The 21120-nt window shown below is 34.9% G+C and carries 23 protein-coding genes and 1 riboswitch; of the genes, 20 read left to right on the plus strand and 3 right to left on the minus strand.

All coding sequences use genetic code 11. The features are described 5' to 3' along the window. Positions 1–279: 279 nt before the first annotated feature. From EC501_RS14560 to EC501_RS14590, 7 genes are all read left to right on the plus strand, one after another. Positions 280–585, plus strand: coding sequence for a hypothetical protein (locus tag EC501_RS14560; protein WP_122973031.1), 306 nt, complete (start codon positions 280–282; stop codon positions 583–585). A 265-nt stretch (positions 586–850) separates the two neighbouring features. Further along, the gene (locus EC501_RS14565; protein WP_122973032.1) at positions 851–1387 is read left to right on the plus strand and encodes an RNA polymerase sigma factor SigX; all 537 of its coding nucleotides are present in this window, start codon (positions 851–853) and stop codon (positions 1385–1387) included. After that, positions 1377–2582 (plus strand): hypothetical protein, encoded by a 1206-nt coding sequence (locus EC501_RS14570; RefSeq protein WP_122973033.1) that lies wholly within the window; start codon positions 1377–1379, stop codon positions 2580–2582. The genes EC501_RS14565 and EC501_RS14570 overlap by 11 nt, the downstream gene beginning before the upstream one ends. A 98-nt stretch (positions 2583–2680) precedes the next feature. Continuing rightward, positions 2681–2847, plus strand: a riboswitch (FMN riboswitch). A gap of 255 nt (positions 2848–3102) precedes the next feature. Continuing rightward, on the plus strand, positions 3103–3681 hold the full coding sequence (locus EC501_RS14575; RefSeq protein WP_122973034.1) for an ECF transporter S component: 579 nt from the start codon (positions 3103–3105) through the stop codon (positions 3679–3681). Positions 3682–3944: 263 nt separating this feature from the next. After that, positions 3945–4340 (plus strand): MerR family transcriptional regulator, encoded by a 396-nt coding sequence (locus tag EC501_RS14580; RefSeq protein WP_122973035.1) that lies wholly within the window; start codon positions 3945–3947, stop codon positions 4338–4340. Between the two features lie 41 nt (positions 4341–4381). Continuing rightward, a complete protein-coding gene (gene glnA, locus EC501_RS14585) occupies positions 4382–5716 on the plus strand; it encodes a type I glutamate--ammonia ligase (protein ID WP_122973036.1) in 1335 nt (444 codons plus the stop codon). A 147-nt stretch (positions 5717–5863) separates the two neighbouring features. Next, positions 5864–6586, plus strand: a complete 723-nt coding sequence (locus tag EC501_RS14590; protein ID WP_122973037.1) for a TlpA family protein disulfide reductase — start codon at positions 5864–5866, stop codon at positions 6584–6586. A gap of 53 nt (positions 6587–6639) precedes the next feature. Here EC501_RS14590 and EC501_RS14595 read toward each other — a convergent pair whose 3' ends face one another. Further along, complete coding sequence (locus EC501_RS14595; protein WP_122973038.1) at positions 6640–7416, minus strand: enoyl-ACP reductase FabI; 777 nt, start codon at positions 7414–7416, stop codon at positions 6640–6642. Positions 7417–7613: 197 nt separating this feature from the next. On the opposite strand from EC501_RS14595, the gene EC501_RS14600 reads away from it, so the two are divergent. Further along, entirely contained in the window at positions 7614–7955 is a 342-nt protein-coding gene (locus EC501_RS14600; protein ID WP_122973039.1) for a PadR family transcriptional regulator, read from the plus strand. Beyond that, complete coding sequence (locus EC501_RS14605) at positions 7939–8610, plus strand: DUF1129 family protein (protein ID WP_158599722.1); 672 nt, start codon at positions 7939–7941, stop codon at positions 8608–8610. The genes EC501_RS14600 and EC501_RS14605 overlap by 17 nt, the downstream gene beginning before the upstream one ends. Before the next feature lie 52 nt (positions 8611–8662). Here the strand turns inward: EC501_RS14605 and EC501_RS14610 are convergent, their stop codons facing one another. Next, positions 8663–8911 (minus strand): ferredoxin, encoded by a 249-nt coding sequence (locus tag EC501_RS14610; RefSeq protein ID WP_097072328.1) that lies wholly within the window; start codon positions 8909–8911, stop codon positions 8663–8665. A 105-nt stretch (positions 8912–9016) separates the two neighbouring features. Between EC501_RS14610 and EC501_RS14615 the strand changes: the two genes are divergently transcribed. From EC501_RS14615 to EC501_RS14635, 5 genes are all read left to right on the plus strand, one after another. Beyond that, complete coding sequence (locus tag EC501_RS14615; RefSeq protein WP_122973041.1) at positions 9017–10048, plus strand: YpbB family protein; 1032 nt, start codon at positions 9017–9019, stop codon at positions 10046–10048. A gap of 2 nt (positions 10049–10050) precedes the next feature. Further along, a complete protein-coding gene (locus tag EC501_RS14620) occupies positions 10051–11496 on the plus strand; it encodes a RecQ family ATP-dependent DNA helicase (protein WP_122973042.1) in 1446 nt (481 codons plus the stop codon). Between the two features lie 118 nt (positions 11497–11614). Beyond that, positions 11615–12283: a LysM peptidoglycan-binding domain-containing protein gene (locus tag EC501_RS14625; protein WP_122973044.1), complete on the plus strand. Its 669-nt coding sequence runs from the start codon at positions 11615–11617 to the stop codon at positions 12281–12283. Between the two features lie 182 nt (positions 12284–12465). Next, positions 12466–13221: a metallophosphoesterase gene (locus EC501_RS14630; protein ID WP_241559362.1), complete on the plus strand. Its 756-nt coding sequence runs from the start codon at positions 12466–12468 to the stop codon at positions 13219–13221. 48 nt (positions 13222–13269) lie between these two features. Next, positions 13270–14244 (plus strand): YpdA family putative bacillithiol disulfide reductase, encoded by a 975-nt coding sequence (locus EC501_RS14635; RefSeq protein WP_122973048.1) that lies wholly within the window; start codon positions 13270–13272, stop codon positions 14242–14244. 43 nt (positions 14245–14287) lie between these two features. On the opposite strand, the gene EC501_RS14640 is transcribed toward EC501_RS14635, so the two are convergent. Continuing rightward, positions 14288–15256, minus strand: coding sequence for an asparaginase (locus tag EC501_RS14640; protein ID WP_122973049.1), 969 nt, complete (start codon positions 15254–15256; stop codon positions 14288–14290). Between the two features lie 85 nt (positions 15257–15341). Here EC501_RS14640 and prsW point away from each other — a divergent pair, with 85 nt between their 5' ends. The 6 genes from prsW (at position 15342) to rpsA (ending at position 21052) form a co-directional block, all read left to right on the plus strand. After that, the gene (gene prsW / locus EC501_RS14645; RefSeq protein ID WP_122973051.1) at positions 15342–16016 is read left to right on the plus strand and encodes a glutamic-type intramembrane protease PrsW; all 675 of its coding nucleotides are present in this window, start codon (positions 15342–15344) and stop codon (positions 16014–16016) included. A 147-nt stretch (positions 16017–16163) separates the two neighbouring features. Beyond that, complete coding sequence (gene sleB / locus EC501_RS14650) at positions 16164–16949, plus strand: spore cortex-lytic enzyme (protein ID WP_122973053.1); 786 nt, start codon at positions 16164–16166, stop codon at positions 16947–16949. 12 nt (positions 16950–16961) lie between these two features. Next, entirely contained in the window at positions 16962–18251 is a 1290-nt protein-coding gene (locus EC501_RS14655; protein ID WP_122973054.1) for a PepSY1/2 domain-containing protein, read from the plus strand. Between the two features lie 79 nt (positions 18252–18330). Then, a complete protein-coding gene (locus EC501_RS14660; protein WP_122973056.1) occupies positions 18331–19002 on the plus strand; it encodes a flagellar brake protein in 672 nt (223 codons plus the stop codon). Positions 19003–19105: 103 nt separating this feature from the next. Then, positions 19106–19780 carry a (d)CMP kinase gene (gene cmk / locus EC501_RS14665; RefSeq protein ID WP_122973057.1) on the plus strand — a complete coding sequence of 225 codons (675 nt, stop codon included), beginning with the start codon at positions 19106–19108 and terminating at the stop codon, positions 19778–19780. Between the two features lie 126 nt (positions 19781–19906). Then, the gene (gene rpsA, locus EC501_RS14670; RefSeq protein WP_122973059.1) at positions 19907–21052 is read left to right on the plus strand and encodes a 30S ribosomal protein S1; all 1146 of its coding nucleotides are present in this window, start codon (positions 19907–19909) and stop codon (positions 21050–21052) included. The last annotated feature ends 68 nt before the right edge of the window (positions 21053–21120 follow it).

Below are 21120 nucleotides of genomic sequence, written 5' to 3' on the forward strand. Positions count from 1 at the left end.
AAATAACTTTTTCGACATGTTCTTCCGCTCCATCAACCATTTATTTTATTTCATTATAAATAAAAGTACCCTATAAGAGAGACCTTTTTTCAAGTGTCTTTCTTATAGGGTACATTTTAAATGTTTCTAGCCTTTTTTATATTGGAAGAACGACATTAAATAGCCCCTTTTTCCAATTGTTAAAAAACATCATTATTTAGAAGTTTTTTCGGAAATAATATTCATAAGATAAAGAGATATCGTAGAAAACCAAATTGTGTGGAAAGGGGAATAGTTGAAATGGGGCATGTTCTCGATCTATTTCAAGATTTGATAAATGAATGTACGAGTGTACAAGAAGAAATTCACAAACTTAATTCTTTAGAATCGGATTTAAAGACTAAAAAGCTGGTACTTCAAAGTGCAGCTAATTTATCGAGTAATCAATCAGATATTGAATACTTTCATTCGGAAATTCAAAAGGTATATATAGAACAACAGAGAGTTACAAAAGAAAAAGCGCAACAACAAATGCGTTATCGAGATTTAGTAAGAAGAGTCAATGTAATTGAAACAGTAGCAAAACAATTTGAGCAAAAGGAATAGTCAGTTTCGTGGACTGTTTATCGTCAAATAAAAATTGTTCTTTATTTTAGTTGTACCATTATATGTAAAACCATTAAAATAAAGGTTGTCCTTAAAGATTGTAGTGAAATGGACAACCTTTTCCTTTATTTTATGTATATCATTGATATTTGCACTTATAATGACCATATAGAATAATTTTAATAGAAATTATAAAATATCTTGAATTAATGAAACTTTTCTATGTTGTATACGACAAAATTAATAGGAACGGAGGACTGATAGTTTGAAAGAGTCCATATTCCATCGTTTGTATGAATTGTATCATCAAGATGTCTTTCAATTTTTAATTTATTTAGTTAAAAATCGAACCATTGCAGAAGATTTATCCCATGAAGTATATGTAAGAGTATTAAAATCCTACGAGCGATTTCAGGGGAGAAGCTCAGAGAAAACATGGCTATTTGCCATTGCAAAAAATGTAGCCATCGACTATTTTAGAAAAAATACTGTTCGTTCTTCCCACAGTTTTAATGCTTTTAATTGGGAAACAGAACAACTCGTATCACCAACTAAATCTCCTGAAAGTTTTACCGAGCTCAATGACGAAATGCAGCAGTTATTAACCGCTTTAGAAAAATGTACTGGTGATCAAAAGATGGTCATCATTATGAGATATTTCCAAGAATTATCTATATCGGAAACAGCAGCGGTTTTAAATTGGACGGAAGGAAAAGTTAAAACAACACAACATCGGGCCATTAAACAACTTCGTGAGTTATTAACAACATCCAAAAAGGAGGCGAATCAACATGACTCATGACCAATGGGATGACGACAAAATTGAAAATCTATTATCCAATGTACCGAAAATTCATGATCAACGTTCAAAAGATGAAGTCCTCCAACGACTAAAGGAAGATGGACTTTTTGATGAGGAGCCTTTGAAGAAAACTAGAAAGAAATTTAATTGGATACCGATGGCCATTTCAATAGCTGCAGTCTGTTTAATCGCTATATTAGTTCCGTCAATGATGAACCAACATACTTCTGAAGAAACTACCGTAATGGATCGAGCAGACGATTCCTCTAGTGTTTCTAAGAACTCTATGATTGAATCAGAGGAATCGAAATCTAGTGAAGAAATGAATATAATGGGAACTGAGATGGCTGATCTTCGTACAGCTGTTTATCCTGATCAAATTGAAGGAAATACGATATTTAAATTAGGATTAGCTAGTGATGCTGCAGATAGTATCCCTGTAACCGTTTTAATTCCAAATGAAAGAATTCAGGAGGATTTTGGTAATAGTCAACCTACAGGGGTTGAGCTATATAACAAATATGCACCATTGTTTAACGAAGAGGCTATTGGATTTCATAATTATCATCCGTATGACGGGGAAATTACTGAACGGGATAATCAAGTTGTTCACACATTACCAAGTGATCAATTATATGATGTTGGAACTGGTTCACTTACAACTTATACAGCATCACTAGTAGATACATTTGGAGATCATTATGATGAAGTTGTTCAATTAGATGAAACTGGTTCACCCTTTATATTCAGTGAAGTAGGAGAATCATCACCAATTCCATTGAATGGTGAAACGACTCAATACAACTATTATCAATTTACACAGCCAGATGGTCAGAGCTATTTAGTGCCTAACTTTAGAGCTTTTTATTCAACCGTAGAAGAAGCGATTCTTACAATGAAAGAAAACACAAATGATGTTTATCAATCCGTTATTGTTCCGGATGTTGATTACGATGTAACGGTTGAACAGGATGTGGTTACTGTAACATTCACTGAACAATTGGATTTAATGACTCTTGATCAACAACAAGCGATGAAAATGATTGAAGGAATTTTATTAACCGCAGCAAATTTCAATATGAACGTACAATTTAAAAATGTAACCCAAACCGAATGGCAAGGTTTTGATTTTACTACAACATTACCAATGCCGGTCGGTGCAAATGAAATACCATATTCAACAGTTTTTCAATAAATAGCGTTTGAAAATAGGAAATAAAAGGAAAAATTTTTCCTATTGAACTATCTTTACAATATTTCAATTTCGAGATATAATGTTAAAAAATAATATTGATTCATCTTCGGGGCAGGGTGAAATTCCCGATCGGCGGTAATAGAAACTCATTCTCTTTTACATCGGAGGATTGCAATATAGTTTCTTAAGCCCGCGAGCTCAACTTAGAGCAGGATTTGGTGTGATTCCAAAGCCGACAGTATAGTCTGGATGGGAGAAGGTGAAGGTACGGTCTCTATATTCGTTTGTGGATAGGAAACTGTATGTGGAAGTATCGTTTGTACATTGTCGTATAACTTTACTTTTATTTAGCGTACCCTTTATAATACGCTTGTTTTCGCATACTTATTTTCTTATTTTTAATGTGCCTATTTCTCCCTTATGCAATTTTGCATAAGGGATTTTTCATGGAGAAGGCGAATATAGATGAAGGCTGTCCTTTCTTCTTGCGGGTTGAATCAGCAAAGAGGAGAGAAAGTAAATGAAAAATCAAAACCTTAAGTTACGTTCTTTTGTAACGATTGCCATGTTAAGTAGTATTTCTTTTATTCTGATGCTAATAAACTTCCCTTTACCGGGCTTCCCGGTATTTTTACAAATCGACTTTAGTGATACACCAGCTTTAATCGCAGCAATTACAATGGGACCGTTAGCTGGAATTTTAGTCGAACTGTTTAAAAATGTATTAGATTGGATTTTCTCAGGGACACCAACAGGGGTTCCGGTAGGTCATATGGCCAACTTTGTTACAGGTATTTTATTTATTTTACCTGTCTACTATCTTTATAAAAAGATACCTAAACTAGAAGGATTAATTTTAGGGTTAGCCGCAGGTACAGTCATTATGTCAGTAGGAATGAGTCTATTAAACTATGTAGCCTTTTTACCTATGTATTCTTACTTCCTTGGATGGGGTACTTTTGATATGAAAGAAACGATTGTGTTAGGTATTTTACCATTTAACTTTATAAAAGGAATTATGCTCATGATTGTAACGGTTTTATTATTCCGTACAATGAAAGTTTGGATCGAAAATCAACGAGCACAATATTTACTATAAATCAAAAGTTGTTCATTCATGTCATAAACTATGACGATAATGAACAGCTTTTTTATTTGAAAAAATTGATACAGAATGGCCCAACGTGAAAGCGTTGGGTTTTTTCGTTTTTTATGTCGTAAGCCCTTGATTATATAGGGAATTCGTTCCATCTAAAATTGCGATAAAAAAAATCTAAATTTCATATGTTATTTTTTCTAACATAGTATTGCTATTATACATAACATAGTTTAAAATAATGCTATGAAAGGGAGGAGATGTCGATGAGTCGAGAGTTTCGAAGAGCAATGCCGTTACTCCCTATTAGCATGGTAATGCAATTAACGGAGTTAACTGCGAGACAAATTCGATATTACGAGGAACATAAATTAATTGAGCCTGCAAGGTCAGAAGGCAATCGTAGAATGTTCTCATTAGATGATGTAGATGCATTATTAGAAATTCGTGAACTTCTCGATCAAGGGATTAACATGGCAGGAATTAAAAAAGTTTTTGATATGAGAAAAAACAACAATGTGAAATCTTCTAACAAACTATCTATTTCTGACGCAGAACTCCGCGCGATTTTACGTGAGGAAATGCAACAGGCACAAATTATGCAAAAGGCATCATTAAGGCAAGGGGATTTATCTCGCTTTTTTCAAGTAAAGGGTGAGTAAATTATATTTTTTAATTTAAAATTTTAGGAGTGTGGAAAAAGATGGCTAAGTACACAAAAGAAGACATTAAACAAATTGTGAAAGATAAAGGCGTAAAATATATTCGCCTACAATTTACAGACATTTTAGGTACGATTAAAAACGTAGAAATTCCTTTAAGCCAATTAGATAAGGCTTTAGATAACAAAATGATGTTTGACGGATCTTCCATTGAAGGTTTTGTACGTATTGAGGAATCAGATATGTACTTACAACCGGATTTAGATACTTTTGTTATCTTCCCTTGGACAGCGGAAAAAGGGAAAGTAGCCCGATTAATTTGTGATATTGTAAATCCGGATGGTACACCATTTGCTGGTGACCCACGCTCAAACTTAAAACGTGTATTAGGTAACATGGAAGAACTAGGATTTACAAGTTTCAACTTAGGACCAGAGCCAGAATTCTTCTTATTTAAATTAGATGAAAAAGGTAACCCAACTCTTGAATTAAATGATGATGGAGGATACTTCGACTTAGCACCAACTGACCTAGGTGAAAACTGCCGTCGTGATATCGTGTTAGAATTGGAAGAAATGGGCTTTGAAATTGAAGCTTCTCACCACGAGGTAGCTCCTGGACAACACGAAATTGATTTTAAATATGCAAATGCTATAGAAGCGTGTGATAATATTCAAACTTTCAAATTAGTAGTTAAAACAATCGCTCGTAAACACGGTTTACATGCGACATTTATGCCAAAACCACTATTCGGCGTAAACGGTTCTGGTATGCACTCGAACTTATCATTGTTCAAAGGAAACCAAAATGTATTTTGGGATGAAAATGCAGAATTAGAGCTATCTGATACTGCTCGTGCATTCATGGCAGGTATTATGAAACATGCGAAAGCATTCACAGCTGTAACAAACCCATTAGTAAACTCTTACAAACGTTTAGTACCAGGCTATGAAGCACCATGTTATATTGCTTGGTCTGCTCGTAACCGTTCACCGTTAATTCGTATTCCTGCATCTCGTGGATTATCTACTCGTGTTGAATTACGTTCAGTTGACCCAGCAGCGAATCCTTACTTAGCTTTAGCAGTGCTTTTAGAAGCTGGTTTAGATGGAATCCGTAACGGTTTAACACCTCCTCCTCCAGTAGATCGTAATATTTATGTGATGAATGCGGCTGAGTTGAAAGAAACTGGTATTGAAAGTTTACCGGGATCACTACTAGAAGCTTTACAAGAATTAGAAAAAGATGAAGTGATTAAAGGTGCTCTAGGCGAACATATTTATTCGAACTTTAAAGAGGCGAAAGAAATTGAATATGATATGTTCCGTACAGTTGTACATCCTTGGGAACGCGACCAATATTTAAAAATGTATTAATTTATCGTTGTAAATGCCCCATTGCTAATACTCCACCTATTTTGGAGTATTAGTTAATGGGGTTTTTTATATTTTAAGAACTTTACATGATATTTAATAAAGTTCATATACTAATGATAATCATGCATGAAATAGGAGAGTTATTGATTGAGAAAACAATTATTATCTGCTGTTTTAACGGGGCTCATTGTCATTGTTCTTTTCATTACAATATATACAAATATGGCTGAATCGAAAGGTACTCCACTAACTATTGATGAGGCAATCCAATCGAATCTTTTGCAAGAACTTCCAAGTGAAGACGAAGGGTCTAGAGGAGATAATCCTACTATTTCTTATCGAATCATTGAAGAACCGGTTATCGGTGATACCCATGGAGAAGAAGGACATGCCCATGCTCATGACCATAATGATGCCCATGAAGAGGGAAGTATACAACCAGAAGTTCGAACGATGAATACGAAAGCGCCTGATTTTGAAATGAAAACATTAGCTGGTGACACAGTGAAACTTTCAAATTTAAAGGGAAAAAAAATATTCATTAACTTTTGGGCAACGTGGTGTCCTCCGTGTGTAGAAGAAATGCCTACAATCCAACATTTTTATGAAAGTTATGCTAAAGAACATAATGTAGAAATTTTATCCGTTAATGCGACAGATTTAGAAACGAACAAAGAGAAAGTGAAACAATTTGCAAACAAACATGGTATTACCTTTCCTATTTTATTAGATGAAGACGGGAATACATCCATTGCTTATGAAGTTCTTACAATCCCAACGAGTATTATTGTGAATGAAGAGGGAATTATTGTAGAACAAATTATTGGGCCGGTTACAGAAGAGCTATTATTAGAGAAATTAAGTAAGTAAATGAAAAATAGGACTTCTTTATGCAAAGTATGCATAGTGAAGTCCTAAATTATTTATCCCATAATATTATATCCAGAATCAACGTAAATCGTTTCTCCCGTAACACCGCGTGACAAGTTACTTAACATAACAAGAGTCATATCTGCTACTTCCTCTTGATTTGTATTACGTTTCAATGGAGATAGTTCTTCGATTTTGTGTAATGCTGTGTTAAAGCTTGGTACACCTTTGGCTGCTAACGTACGAATAGCACCTGCAGATATTGCGTTTACACGTATACCTTCGGAACCAAGATCTGATGCAAGATATTTCATTGCAGATTCTAATGCAGCTTTTGCAACACCCATTACATTATATCCTTCAAGTACTCGTTGTCCACCTAAATAACTCATTGTGACGATGGAAGCACCTTCTGTCATATATGGTAGGGCCGCTTTTGCCACTGCAATTAACGAATATGCGCTTGTATCTTGAGCAAAGGCATATCCTTCACGAGATGTTTCAACAAAACGATTTTTTAAATCTTCTGCATGGGCAAAGGCAACGGAATGCACAATTCCATGAATGACACCGAATTGTTCACCAATTTGAGTAAAGGCTTTTGAAATGCTTTCATCACTATTTACATCACATTCGATAACAGCTGTTTTATGTTCTGTATAATCAGCTAAAACTTTTTCAATTTTTCCTTTTGAACGTTCTTTTCGATAAGTAAAGATTACGTTTGCTCCTACTTCTAAAAGCTTCTTTGCAATTCCCCAAGCGATACTACGCTCGTTTGCAACACCCATTACGACAATATTTTTATCTTTTAACTGTAAAATGTCCATCCAATGTACCCCTTTATCGAATAATGTTATATCAGTTATTAGTACCAACTACTAATTTCAGTTTAACAGTTCTATCATTAAAAATCAATGCTATTTAAGTAACTTGCATAACAAAATAGTTGACTACTATTTTGTTATGCAATATAGTATTAAACAGAGGGTATCTTGTAAAGCAAAATAGTGAGGTGAGAATCGCTTTGTCCATACGAAGTCAGTTGTTAAAAGGTATTTTAGATGGTTGTGTTTTATCGGTTATTGAAAAAGAAGAAGTATACGGCTATGAATTGTCACAAAAACTGCAGCAGCTTGGTTTAAAGGATATAAGTGAAGGTACGATTTATCCCGTATTATTACGTTTGCAAAAAAGTCAGTGGATTAACGGAAAAATGCGACCATCCGATACTGGCCCAAATCGGAAATATTATTCTTTAACCGATGAAGGAAAGGTGGCCCTTGAATCAATTCGTAAGGAATGGGAGCTATTAAGTAGGCCTATTACAAATATATTAAGAGGTGATGAGAATGACGTTAACAATTAAAAAAATGGTGAAACAAAATAATGAAAAACGCAATTTATTAACACCCGAAAATAAAACGTATTATGAAAATATGCTTCTGTATATTCGAACAAATGCATTTAAAGATGAAAAGGCGACGGAAGAAGTGTTGCTGGAAATGTTAGACCACTTACTTGAGGCACAAAAAGAAGGGAAAAAGGCAGAGGAAGTGTTTGGAAAGGCACCTCAACAACTCGCTCAAGATATTATCGAATCCCTTCCGAATGAATCGGTAAAAAAAATAATGGGATTTAGTTTGGAAATCATATTAACATTATTTGGTTGGTATTTAGTGGCTTGGGGTGCTCCGGATTTAATTTTAAAGGAAGGCTCTACAATTTATTTAGGTACGGCTTCAGTCTCTATCGTGTTAATTATTGGAAGCTTAGTCGGTCTCATTTATTTTATATTTGCTGTATTAAAAAAGAATGCATTTACGAGCAAGAAAAAGAAAAACAAAGTTACTTGGGGTTTAGGCATACTATTTGGTTTAGTTTGGGCAGGTGTTATACTTTTAAATATTTTTGTTAAACCTTTTGGACCGGCTATTGATATACATTATTATACTGCCTTCGGACTTGGCTGTTTCTTAATATTAGCATCCTATTTATTTAAAAAAACCCGTGAAGCAAAATAAACAAAAAGGTAGGCAAGGGTAAATCCCTTTCCTACCTTTTTATATGAATGAATTATTCGTATTTTAAAGGATCGCCCTCAAATGATTCGTCTGCTACTTTGATAGAATCTGTCGGACAGCCTTCAAATGCATCTTGCATATCCTCTAGTAGATCTTCTGGTACTTCAGCTGTACCCATGTTATCATCTAAAATAACGAAGGCAATTCCTTCATCATCATAATCATAAATATCTGGGGCTGCAGCACCACAAGCGCCACAAGCAATACATGTATCTTTATCAACAATTGTATATTTTGGCATAGTATTCTCTCCTTTTTAACGTGCGCTCCAATCAAGCTTCTTTTCTATTCTAAAACTGTTTAATCGACTTTTCAACATAATACTACGAAATGGAGGGGTTGATTTTTGATATTTGAACAAATTCTTTTACAAATTTTCCACAATTTCAATCAAGAACGAACGATTTCCGCACCTTTCCATTTACTAAAAGGTAAACGTTCAGGCCAAACAATACAAGATGTGGGAATATATCATTTACATAAGTTTTTTAGTATTTTACCGAAATTGTCAAGACCTCATTACGACGAGAAACTGAATTCATTAATAGAAGAACATTATTTAATCGTCCATGATGAAGGTAGCTATGAGCTGACAGATAGTGCAAGAGAATTTGTAAAGGATGGGGAAAAGTATTATTTTAATGGGTGGTATTATAGAGGGAATGAGCATATTTTTTTTGCTAGACTTTCATTGATTGTGCAATCCCTCTCTCACCATGGGGCAGGTCGAATGTCTTTTACCCCTATTCAAAAGGACGATCATATTCAACATTGGGTTCGACAGTTTTTACTTATAAATCAATATAAAGAAGGTAATTTACAAAAAACGTTATTAGACGAAATAGTGGGGAGTCTTGAAAGTTCAAAAGTAGAAGAACGGGCAAAATCGATTGTCATTAACCGCTTGGCAGGTTTTCAAACGGCTGGCCTTACATGGCAGCAAATCAGTTATCAAGAAAATTTATCTGAAATGGATGTTCAATTAATTTATATTTCTACTTTACATAGTTGGATTACCCAAATTTCAAATCATCCGGAGCAATATTTATTACTAAATCAACTTGCAAAAGATATTCGAGTCGTTATTCCTTTAAGTGGTTCTGCTCATCAAACAGCCGAACTCTTCCGTAAAGGGTATTTAATAGAAGAAATTAGTCATATCCGCCGGTTAAAGGTTAGCACGATTGAAGACCATATCGTTGAAATTGCGATGAATGATCCCGATTTTTCTATCGAACAATTTATTTCGAAAGAAGATATTAAAAAAGTAATGACGGCAGTCGATGATTATAATACGAGAAAACTAAAGATTTTACATGAAGTGGTTCCTCATTTATCCTATTTTCAAATACGACTTGTATTGGCGAGGGGGGAATAACGATGGAACTTGAGAAAGTTTTACAACATCATTTTGGCTATACATCCTTCCGTCCCGGCCAGAAAGAAGTTATTGAGCAAATTGTAAAAGGTAAGGATGTCATTGCGTTGTTGCCTACGGGAATGGGGAAGTCATTATGTTATCAGCTTCCGGGATATATATTTAACAAACCGGTTTTAATCATTTCTCCATTATTATCGTTAATGCAAGATCAAGTTGATCAAATTAAACAACTGAAGGAAAAAAGGGTAGTGGCCTTAAATTCTTTTTTGAACGCCACTCAGAAAAAAGTAACGATACAACATTTACACCAATATCGGTTTATATTTATTTCACCTGAAATGTTATTGCAACCCCAAGTCCAACAGAAGTTAAATTCAATGGAGTTATCATTGATTGTTGTTGATGAAGCTCACTGTATTTCCCAATGGGGATTTGATTTTAGACCAGATTATTTACGAATTGGTGAAGTGATGGATAAAGCGAATCGGCCACCAATTTTAGCTTTATCGGCAACTGCTACACAAAAAGTGTTAGGTGATATCGAATCTTATTTAAAGATGAATGAACCATTTACATTTATTCATACCGTTGATCGTCCGAATATTCATATGGGTAGAGTATTGTTTCAAAACAGAGAGGAAAAATTGGATTGGATTTTGGAACACGTGTTGGAAACAGCAGGTCCGGGAATTATTTATACCCAATCTAGATCAAAAACTGAAAGTATAAGTGAAAGATTGCTTCAAATGGGAATTTCAACGGCTGCCTATCATGGTGGGAAAGATACGTTAGATCGACAATTCATTCAACAACAGTTTATCGACGGTTCCTTAGAATGGATTGTTGCGACAAACGCCTTCGGAATGGGTGTACATAAACAAAATGTTCGGCAAATTATCCATGAATCAATCCCATCGAATGTTGCCAATTATATGCAAGAAATAGGACGAGCAGGCCGAGATGGAAAGGATGCTCTTGCAATTCTTCTTTTTGCGGATGGAGACGATGAGTTTGCGAAATTTGTCGGAATCGATGATTTTCCAAATGAAGTACACGTAGATCTTTATCTAGAGTATCGTAGGAGGAATGAATCCCCTTCAACTATGATTCAAAATGGGGAAATTTCTGAGACGGCATATCGAGTGTTAGATTATTGGATGCACCAAATCCATCCAAATGAAGTGAAACATCAATTATTAACGATGAAAACTGATAAAATAAGAGCTGTTGAAGAAGTAGTCAATTTAATTCGAACAAAAAGTTGCATGAGAGAAAAGCTTGTCCACTATTTTGGACAAAATTTAATGGAAAAACCATCAGATTGTTGTGAATGTTGTGGGTTAGATTATCACAATATTATTCAAAAACGGGAAAGTTTCGAACAGGATGAAACGGCTGTTTCTTGGAAAAAAAGACTCGAAACGATTCTTTTAGGTTTTTCGTAAATATATGTTAAAAATATCGATTTGTCGACAAAAATCTATTAAAATATTCACCTCGATTATTTACATTTTAAAGAAATTTCGTCATAATTAGAGAAAGATAGTTTTGGAGGTGGCACTGATGAGTAATGAAGATTACAGAGAAAAAATCGAAGAGCATCGTCAAACAATCGAAATGGAAGAAAAAAAATCTAGAATGTCACGATCTAATCGAAATAAAATAAAGAAAAAAAGAAAATTTTCATTAATGAATGCACTAGTTATTTTACTACTTGGAATTCCATTATTGTTACTTATATACGTATCTGCTTTTTATGATCCAGGTAAACATGAAGTAGCAGAAGTAGAAAAAAATAACGATACACTCGTTGAGTTTCAAACAAATAATACCGTATCTGCAAGTGCGAAGGAAAAGGAACCTGAAGTAGCGCAAGAGCAAGATGCCGAAAAAGAGGCTGCTGAAGCAGAGGCTGCGAAGAAAGCAGAAGCTGAAAAACAAGCCGCTGAAGAAGCGGCGAAAAAAGCGGAAGCCGAAAAACAAGCTGCTGAGGAAGCAGCGAAAAAAGCAGAAGCCGAAAAACAGGCTGCAGCGCAAAAAGAAGCGGAAGCGAAAAAACAAGAGGCTGAAAAACAATCGAGCGGTAAGGTACATACAGTCCAACCAAATGAAAATTTATTCCGTATTGCATTAAAGTATTATAATGATGCAAGTGGTGTAGAGAAAATTAAACAAGCTAATAATTTATCTACTAATGACGTTTACGTAGGGCAAACTTTAATTATACCGTAACTAAGATTTTCTATCCGTTTGATGAATCCATGGCTATCTTTGCTTTTTCTGGACAGATTAATGATTTTGGATTAATCTCAACTGTATAAAGATTACATATTCGGTTGGAGCCGAATATACTAAAAAGACGATGGTAAGTTACCTCGTCTTTTTGTTTTTGAAACGGAGGGTTTATAATTTTTTTGTTTGTCCTAATAATGGTAATCGTCGTGTTTTTACTCTTTATGTATAAACAGGCCAATGAAAACAATGTATTACATCATGAAATTTCTTTACTTGGTGAACCGGAACAAGTTTCCCTTTTTTTTATCTCGGATGTCCATTTAAGGAAAATTCATGTCCCAATGATTGAACAAATTTCTAAACGATTTGATGCGGTCATTATTGGCGGAGATTTTGCCGATAAACGAACACCCATTGAACGAATCTATCAAAACATTGAACTGCTTCAAAGGTTAGGTCCGCTCTATTTTGTTTGGGGAAATAATGATCGTGAAGTTGGCGAAGAAACATTGCGGAACATTTTTAAGGAGACGGGTGTCCACATAATAGAAAATGACGCAATTATACTTCCGAATATGAAAAATCGATGTTGGATAAGTGCCATCGATGATACGTCTACGGAAAATGAAGATTTCGATCTTGCCTTTGAAAAATGCAGGGGAGAGGAAAATGTTATTTTTATTTCCCATAACCCGGAAGTATTTCGTGAAGTACGCCATAACTTCCATACAAAATTAATGTTAGGTGGACACTTCCATGGTGGCCAAATTCGATTTGGTTCGATAGGAATGTTACCCCATGGTTCATTTTCTATTAGAGATGGTGTATTTACGCTCATTAGTAATGGATATGGTACGACAATGGTACCATTCCGTTTAGGAGCAAAACCCCAGTGTCACATTATTGACTTGCATTTTCATGATACAATAAAGTAGTAAAAATAAATTTATATAGTTGGTAAGTTGTTTTAAGGAGAGGTTAAGATGCAAACTGTAGACGCTATAATCGTAGGGGGAGGTCCTTGCGGTTTATCTGCTGCAATAGAATTACAAAATATCGGATTAAAGCCAATTGTCATTGAAAAAGGGAATGTGGTAAATGCTATTTATCATTATCCAACTCATCAAACCTTTTTTAGTACAAGTGAAAAATTAGCTATTGGTGATGTTCCTTTTATAATAGAGGAACGAAAACCCCATCGAAATCAGGCGCTTGTTTATTATCGTGAAGTAGTGAAAATGAAAAACATTCAAGTTAATGCCTTCGAAAAAGTGGAATCAGTTGTAAAAGGTGAAAATCAATTTACGGTAAAAACCGATAAAGAAGTATACGAAACCCCATACGTTATTCTGGCAACAGGTTATTATGATCAGCCGAATTATATGGATATTCCAGGTGAAAATTTACCAAAAGTTTTTCATTATTTTAAAGAAGCCCATCCATTTTTTGATACAGATGTACTCGTAATCGGTGGGAAAAATTCTGCGGTGGATGCTGCCCTGGAATTACATAAAGCAAAAGCTAGAGTTACTGTTGCGTATCGAGGTAGTGATTATTCTCCAAGTGTTAAACCTTGGATTTTACCGGAATTTGCATCCCTTGTTCGAAACGAAGAAATTACGATGAATTTTAATACGATTGTTAAAGAAATTCGGGAAACAGAAGTTGTCCTTTCAACAAACGGCATTGAGAAGGTCATTAAAAATGATTATGTTTTTGCTATGACAGGTTATCATCCTGATCATGACTTTATCCGTGCGATGGGTGTTGAAATCGACGCTGAAACTGGTAGACCATTGTATGATGTAGAAACAATGGAAACGAATATAGAAAATTTATATATTGCAGGTGTTCTTGCTGCTGGAAATAATGCGAATGAAATTTTTATTGAAAATGGAAAGTTTCATGGAGGATTTATCGCGAAGCACATTGAACAGAAAATGAATAATTCAAAGTAAAAACGAAAAGGTGTCTCAGTTTTTGAGACACCTTTTTGATTAGTTAATTAAAAAATTCCTTTAAATCAATCGGATTATTATGTTGATTTAATCCGATTAAAAGTTTTAAACGAGCTTTTTGGCCGTTGATTCCAGTGGCAAATATGACACCTAGGTTTTCTAGACTTTTTCCGCCACCTTCGTATCCATAAACTCCTTCAGCAATTCCGTTAAAGCAACGGGATACTAATATAACAGGGATATTTGCCTGTAGTAATTTTTGTATACCGACTGCAACATCAGGAGGGACATTACCTTGTCCTAACCCTTCGAGTACAACACCGTCATACTTCAAATCTAATATGGCTTCGATTAAATCCCTTTCCATTCCTGCATATACCTTTAATAAAGCAACCCGTTTTTCAATGGAGTTTACTTCTACATATCTTCGTTTAATCGGTGCTTGGTGAATGTGTACCATTTTTTTCGTTACTAACCCGATAGGACCGTATTGTGGGCTTTGGAACGTGTTGACGCTAGATGTGGAAGTTTTTGTAATGTTAAAGGCTTGATGAATTTCATCGTTCATCACAACGAGTACTCCTTTGTTTCTTGCGTCATCACTGCAAGCAACTTGTATTGCTTCTACTAAGTTATATACTCCGTCTGCACCGAGTTCATTGGATGAACGCATAGCACCAGTTAACACTATCGGAAATTCAAATTGAGTTGTTAAATCTAAAAAGTAAGCAGTTTCTTCTAACGTGTCTGTCCCGTGGGTAATAACGATTCCATCAACCACATGTTCTTGAGTGTATTGAACGATCGTATCTCGTAAATAAAGCATTTCTTTGGGCGTAATATGGGGTGAAGGATAATTAAATACTTCCATTTCACGGATATTCGCATATTTGGAAAGCTGTTCACTTACACCTAAAAGTGGATTTTTGTCGTTAGGGAGAACTGCCCCCTTTTCATTCATCTTCATTGAAATGGTACCACCTGTATGTAGCAATAAAATATTTTTTGCCATAAAAATTTCCCCTCTAATTCATTTTTTCGTGAGCTAATAATGATATAATAACATTAATGAGTTTTGAAAGGAGCGTAGCCAAAAAATGTTCATATTGTTTTCTGCTGCGATTGCTCCTGGGTTAGCGCTGCTTAGTTATTTTTATTTAAGAAATCAGATGGCGACCGAGCCGAGAAAAACGTTGTTACAAGCTTTTCTTTTCGGGACGTTAATTACTTTCCCGATTATGTTTATACAATATGTAGTAAAAACAGAAGATACTTTTTCCAACCGTTTTATCACTGAAGTATTATTTTCAAGTGGACTCGAGGAGTTTTTTAAATGGCTCGTCATCTTTACCGTTATTCTTAGACATATTGAATTTGACGATCCATATGATGGCATTCTTTACGGTGCAAGTGTTTCCCTCGGATTTGCAACGGTTGAAAATGTTCTCTATTTAATATCCTTTGGAATAAATACGGCTCTAATGAGGGCGATTTTACCAGTATCGAGCCATGCATTATTTGGAGTCGTAATGGGCTACTACTTTGGTAAAAGTAAGTTTGCTAATAATGATAAAAAAACAGAGTACTTAATTCTTTCTATTTTAACGCCATTTTTACTACATATCATTTATAATTCTATTTTATCCTTTAAAGGCTATTGGGTATATTTGATTGCTCCGTTTATGTTTTATTTGTGGTGGTTAGCATTGAAAAAAGTAAAATTAGCCCATCAACATTTAGTACAACATTTATTTGAACAAAATAAAATTTAATAAGAAAACAAATGGCGAGTAGAATGAACGATCGCATTTGTTTTATAACAATTGGTTGATTCAAACAAAAATGAATCAACCTTTTTTATTTGGTAAAACGTATAAAACGAAATGATTTTTACATGCTATGAGAAAGGAGTGAAATACATGGTAAGAAGTATCTTTATGTCTGTCATTTTAATATTTGGCACATTAGCTGTAGTAAATCCAAATCAAACATTCGCATTTTCAGGTCAAGTAGTCGAACGTGGAGCTTTTGGAGATGATGTTATTGAATTACAGGCAAGGTTACAATACTTAGGATTTTATAATGGGAAAATTGATGGGATATTCGGTTATGGGACATATTGGGCTCTTCGAAATTTCCAAGAACAATACGAACTTGATATAGATGGTATTGCAGGAGCTAAAACAAAGGAACAGTTAGTTTCTGTTAGTGAATATCATAGAGATTGGGTGCATGAACAAATTGAAAAAGGTAATCGTTTTACCCACTATGGAGGAGTTCCTTTAGCAGAACAAACTACTGGAGGGGCAGGTTCATCTGAAAGTACCGACGTGCAACTTCCAGCAAAATATACAGAACGTGATTTGCAATTAATGGCAAATGCTGTATATGGTGAAGCCCGTGGTGAACCTTATGAAGGGCAAGTTGCCGTTGCAGCCGTTATTTTAAACCGATTAGAATCACCAGATTTTCCAAATACGATTTCGGAAATTATTTTCCAACCTGGTGCCTTTACAGCAGTAGCTGATGGTCAAATTTGGTTAACACCTAATGAAAGAGCCCGAGAAGCCGTTCTAGATGCTATGAATGGTTGGGATCCTACTGAAAATGCTCTTTATTACTTTAACCCAGAAACAGCAACAAGTGATTGGATTTGGTCGAGACCGCAAATTAAAAAAATCGGTGAACATATATTCTGTTATTAAAGGAGGGACAACATGAAAAGTGCTATTTATTTACTATCTATTGCCGTGTTAGCGCTAGGGTTATATTCATTTGAAGTAAGACAACAAAATACGCAACTTGAGCAAACAGTGCAAGCCCAATATACAAATGCATTAACAAATGCCTCTGAAAAACTATCTACACTTCAACGTTCTGTCTCTCAATCATTACTATTTCAAGACCAACAAGCATTAGAGGCTGAGCTGGATAATATATGGCGAATAAGTAACGAGTTTCGATCTACGATCAGTAGTTTACCTTTAAGTAGGGAAGTAGCAAATGAATGGCTACGATATGTTGGAAATATCGGTGAAGAGGCTAAATATGCTTCAGATAACCGTGATTTTGAAGGTTGGCATGATAGAATGCAAGTTGTCAATCAAAACTTACAGTCATTATCCGATGAATGGACTGTAGCCACATCCAATTTCTATCAAAATGATGCTGATTTATCCCAATGGACAAACGTAGCTGAAAAAGAAACGGAGCAATCACCATTTAAAAATGTTGCTTCCAATTTAAAAACTTATTCGGAAACAGATTTCCCTTTAACAGCAAGTGAATCGGATTGGTTAAAGAAAAGGGATTTACAAAATTTAGATGATAAAGAAATTACAAAAGAACAAGCAATCGAACGATTAGAAATACTTATTCCAGGAATCAAGGATGCTACTTATACTGTAACGAAAAGTAAAGAAGATGCACCTTACCCGTTCTACCATATTCAATTTGTAAAAGGTAGTCGCATTGGATATGCCGATATTACCGTAAAAGGTGGGCATATTTTATCCTTCTTATCAGAACGACCGATCCAGGAACAAAAAGGTGTTAGCCAACAACAAGTGAGGGATTTAACAAATGAATTTTTAAAACGTGCTGGCTATAATGATGTGCAAATAGTTGAAATGCGTGAAAATCATCAAGCATGGCACATTGCTTTAGCTCGAGTTGTTGGAAAAGATAAGGCATTTGTATATCCAGATGGTATTCAATTGAAAATATCAAAGGATAGCGGCGAATTATTAGGATTAAATGCGATGGAATATGTTCAAAGGGAAGAAATTAACGAGGATCAAAAAGTTGTTCCGATTAATTGGGAAACGTTCTTCCGCCCGGGTACTCATGTAGAAGAAGAAAAGTTAATTTACACAGAAAATGAAGCATTCCAACTTAGAAAATGTTATGAAGTCATCGCAAGGTTTGATAGTAAACAAAATGAAACCTTTAGAATTGTCGTGGATACTGAAAATCACGATGTTTTAAAAGTCGAATATATGCCATAGTAAAAAAATACTAAACGCCCTAGAAAAAAACGGGTTTTCGTGCAATAATTAGTTATTATTATTGTGCGAGGGGATTACTATGGATCTAAAAGTTGGTACTGTCTTAACTTTAGAGCAGGAAATAACTGAAAAAGAAGAAAAATTCCATTGTAAAATTGTCGAAATAAAAGACAATATCGTTTATATTGACTATCCAAAAAGTTCACTAACAAAAAAAACCGCTTTTTTAGTGGATGGTTCCGAATATTATGGAACATTTATTTCTGAAGGTAATGTTAGTTTTGCTTTTAAAACGAAAGTAATCGGAAGAAAAATGGGTACAATTCCGACAATAATGTTATCGCTTCCTGAGCAAGAAGAAATTATGAAAATCCAAAGACGGGAATTTGTAAGAGTTCAAACGTCTATTGATGTAGCAATTGAATATAACAATGAATATTTTCAATTTGTTACGGAAGATATAAGTGCCGGAGGTTTATTAATTCGACTTAAGTCGGATGTACCCTTTAATGAAGGTGAAATCGTACCATTAACTATTGTTTTACCTTTTGCAAATGGGGATATGCGATATGTCCGTACAAATGCAGAAGTTATTCGAATTTTTGAAAGGGATACAATTCGTCTAGCATCACTACAACTTGTAGAAACGGACGAAGTAGATAAGCAATATATTGTTCGATTTTGTTTTGAACGTCAATTGATGATACGGAAAAAAGAATCGAGCCCGATTTTAAAAAGCCCTATTTCTTAATAGTGGCTTTTTTCTTTTAGCGGATATTTTCATTTCCGAGGTGGATTTGAGAAAGTAATTACTAAGTAAATATGGTACAATGTACAGGGAAAGTAGGGATATTATGGTTAAGAAAATTCAAATTGCAATCGATGGTCCAGCAGGTGCTGGCAAGAGTACGATTGCAAAAATTGTAGCAGAAAACTTAGGCTATACGTATATTGACACGGGAGCTATGTATCGTGCAGTTACGTATAAAGCATTAAAACAAAACATAGAATTAAGTGATGCAAACTCTTTAGAAGCAATGTTATTAAAAACAAGCATTGTTCTAAAGCCATCTCCAAAGGGACAACTTGTTTTCGTAGATGGAGAAGATGTGACTCAATTAATCCGTTCCAATGAAGTAACCGCAAACGTCAGTGAAGTGGCTGCCCATGCAAATATTCGTGAAATACTCGTAGCAAAACAGCAGGAACTTGCAGCGAATGGCGGAATTGTAATGGATGGACGAGATATTGCAACCCATGTATTAAAGGATGCTGAATTAAAAATCTTTATGTCAGCTTCTGTTGAGGAAAGAGCGAGAAGACGTTTTATTGATAATGAAAAACGGGGTATTCCATCTACAATTGAAAAATTGAAGGAAGAAATTGCTTTACGGGATAAATTAGATAGTGAGCGTGAAGCTTCACCTTTAATCCAAGCTGAAGACGCAATTTATTTGGATACAACGGAATTATCTATTGAAGAAGCTGCCAACGAAATATTAAATTTAGCAAAGCAAAAAATGGAATAAACTTTATTTTTTTAATAGGTATAAAAAATTTTTTTCGTGAAATTTTTGATAATAAAGGAAAATTTTTTGTTTTTATGGACAATTTCGAATAAAATAGAAATTGGAAGATGCGAAGGAGGGTTACATATGTCTGAAGAAATGAACTTAGGATCAAACCAAGAATTTCGTGAAGGAGATATTGTGAAAGGTGTTGCTGCACAAGTGGAAGATAAAGCAGTAACAGTCTCGATTGAAGGTGCTCCTTTCGATGGTATATTACCAATCAGTGAACTTTCAAGCTTGCATATCGAAAAAGCTTCTGATGTAGTAGCGGTCGGAGATGAGCTAGAGCTGATGATTACCAAAGTGGAAGAGGAAAACTTTGTATTATCAAAACGCAAAGTAGATGCGCTAAAAGCTTGGGATAAGCTTGAAGCACAATTTGCATCAGGGCAAATTTTTGAAGCAGAAGTGAAGGATGTTGTGAAAGGTGGCCTAGTTGTTGATTTGGGCGTACGTGGCTTCGTTCCTGCATCTCTAGTTGAAGATTATTTCGTTGAAGACTTCGAAGATTATAAAGGGAAAACGTTATCGTTTAAAATTACAGAGTTAGATAAAGAAAAAGGGAGATTAATTTTATCTCATCGCGCTGTTCTTGAAGATCAAAAAGCGAATAAGAAGAAACGTGTATTTGAAGAAATTCACGCTGGTGATGTGTTAGATGGAACTGTACAACGATTAGCACCGTTTGGAGCTTTTGTTGATATTGGCGGTGTTGATGGTTTAGTACACATTTCACAAGTTTCTCATGAACATGTGGACGATGTGAGTACAGTTTTATCTGAAGGCCAAGCAGTAAAAGTGAAAGTGTTATCAGTTGATCCGGAAAATGAACGAATTTCCTTATCTATAAAGGATACTTTACCTGGACCTTGGTCAAATATTGAAGAACGAGTATCAAAGGGAAGTGTTTTAACAGGAACAGTTAAACGTTTAGTATCCTTTGGAGCTTTTGTAGAAGTGTTCCCTGGAGTTGAAGGACTCGTACACATTTCACAAATTTCACATAAACATATTAATACTCCACACGAAGAACTAAAAGAAGGTCAAGAGGTTGACGTAAAAGTATTAGATGTAAATGAAGCTGAAAAACGTTTATCTCTAAGTATTAAAGAGCTTCAAACGAACCCGGTAAAAGAAGAAGAGTTTGATTATGAACTACCGGAGGAAAACACTGGTTTCTCCTTCAGTGATGTGATCGGAGATAAATTAAAAGGTTTTACGAATAAATAAGATTGTTTATTATACAGGCGTGCATAATAAATGCATGTCTGTATTTTTTATTTTCATTAACAAAATAT

The sequence above is a fragment of the Lysinibacillus halotolerans genome (assembly GCF_003711845.1).
In the GTDB taxonomy this organism is placed as follows: domain Bacteria; phylum Bacillota; class Bacilli; order Bacillales_A; family Planococcaceae; genus Ureibacillus; species Ureibacillus halotolerans.

Coding starts and splice junctions, on each gene's coding strand:
- EC501_RS14560 (WP_122973031.1), top strand. CDS start 280: ATGGGGCATGTTCTCGATCTATTTCAAGATTTGATAAATGAATGTACG.
- EC501_RS14570 (WP_122973033.1), top strand. CDS start 1,377: ATGACTCATGACCAATGGGATGACGACAAAATTGAAAATCTATTATCC.
- EC501_RS14575 (WP_122973034.1), top strand. CDS start 3,103: ATGAAAAATCAAAACCTTAAGTTACGTTCTTTTGTAACGATTGCCATG.
- EC501_RS14580 (WP_122973035.1), top strand. CDS start 3,945: ATGAGTCGAGAGTTTCGAAGAGCAATGCCGTTACTCCCTATTAGCATG.
- glnA (WP_122973036.1), top strand. CDS start 4,382: ATGGCTAAGTACACAAAAGAAGACATTAAACAAATTGTGAAAGATAAA.
- EC501_RS14595 (WP_122973038.1), bottom strand. CDS start 7,416: ATGGACATTTTACAGTTAAAAGATAAAAATATTGTCGTAATGGGTGTT.
- EC501_RS14605 (WP_158599722.1), top strand. CDS start 7,939: ATGACGTTAACAATTAAAAAAATGGTGAAACAAAATAATGAAAAACGC.
- EC501_RS14610 (WP_097072328.1), bottom strand. CDS start 8,911: ATGCCAAAATATACAATTGTTGATAAAGATACATGTATTGCTTGTGGC.
- EC501_RS14620 (WP_122973042.1), top strand. CDS start 10,051: ATGGAACTTGAGAAAGTTTTACAACATCATTTTGGCTATACATCCTTC.
- EC501_RS14625 (WP_122973044.1), top strand. CDS start 11,615: ATGAGTAATGAAGATTACAGAGAAAAAATCGAAGAGCATCGTCAAACA.
- EC501_RS14635 (WP_122973048.1), top strand. CDS start 13,270: ATGCAAACTGTAGACGCTATAATCGTAGGGGGAGGTCCTTGCGGTTTA.
- EC501_RS14640 (WP_122973049.1), bottom strand. CDS start 15,256: ATGGCAAAAAATATTTTATTGCTACATACAGGTGGTACCATTTCAATG.
- prsW (WP_122973051.1), top strand. CDS start 15,342: ATGTTCATATTGTTTTCTGCTGCGATTGCTCCTGGGTTAGCGCTGCTT.
- sleB (WP_122973053.1), top strand. CDS start 16,164: ATGGTAAGAAGTATCTTTATGTCTGTCATTTTAATATTTGGCACATTA.
- EC501_RS14655 (WP_122973054.1), top strand. CDS start 16,962: ATGAAAAGTGCTATTTATTTACTATCTATTGCCGTGTTAGCGCTAGGG.
- EC501_RS14660 (WP_122973056.1), top strand. CDS start 18,331: ATGGATCTAAAAGTTGGTACTGTCTTAACTTTAGAGCAGGAAATAACT.
- cmk (WP_122973057.1), top strand. CDS start 19,106: ATGGTTAAGAAAATTCAAATTGCAATCGATGGTCCAGCAGGTGCTGGC.
- rpsA (WP_122973059.1), top strand. CDS start 19,907: ATGTCTGAAGAAATGAACTTAGGATCAAACCAAGAATTTCGTGAAGGA.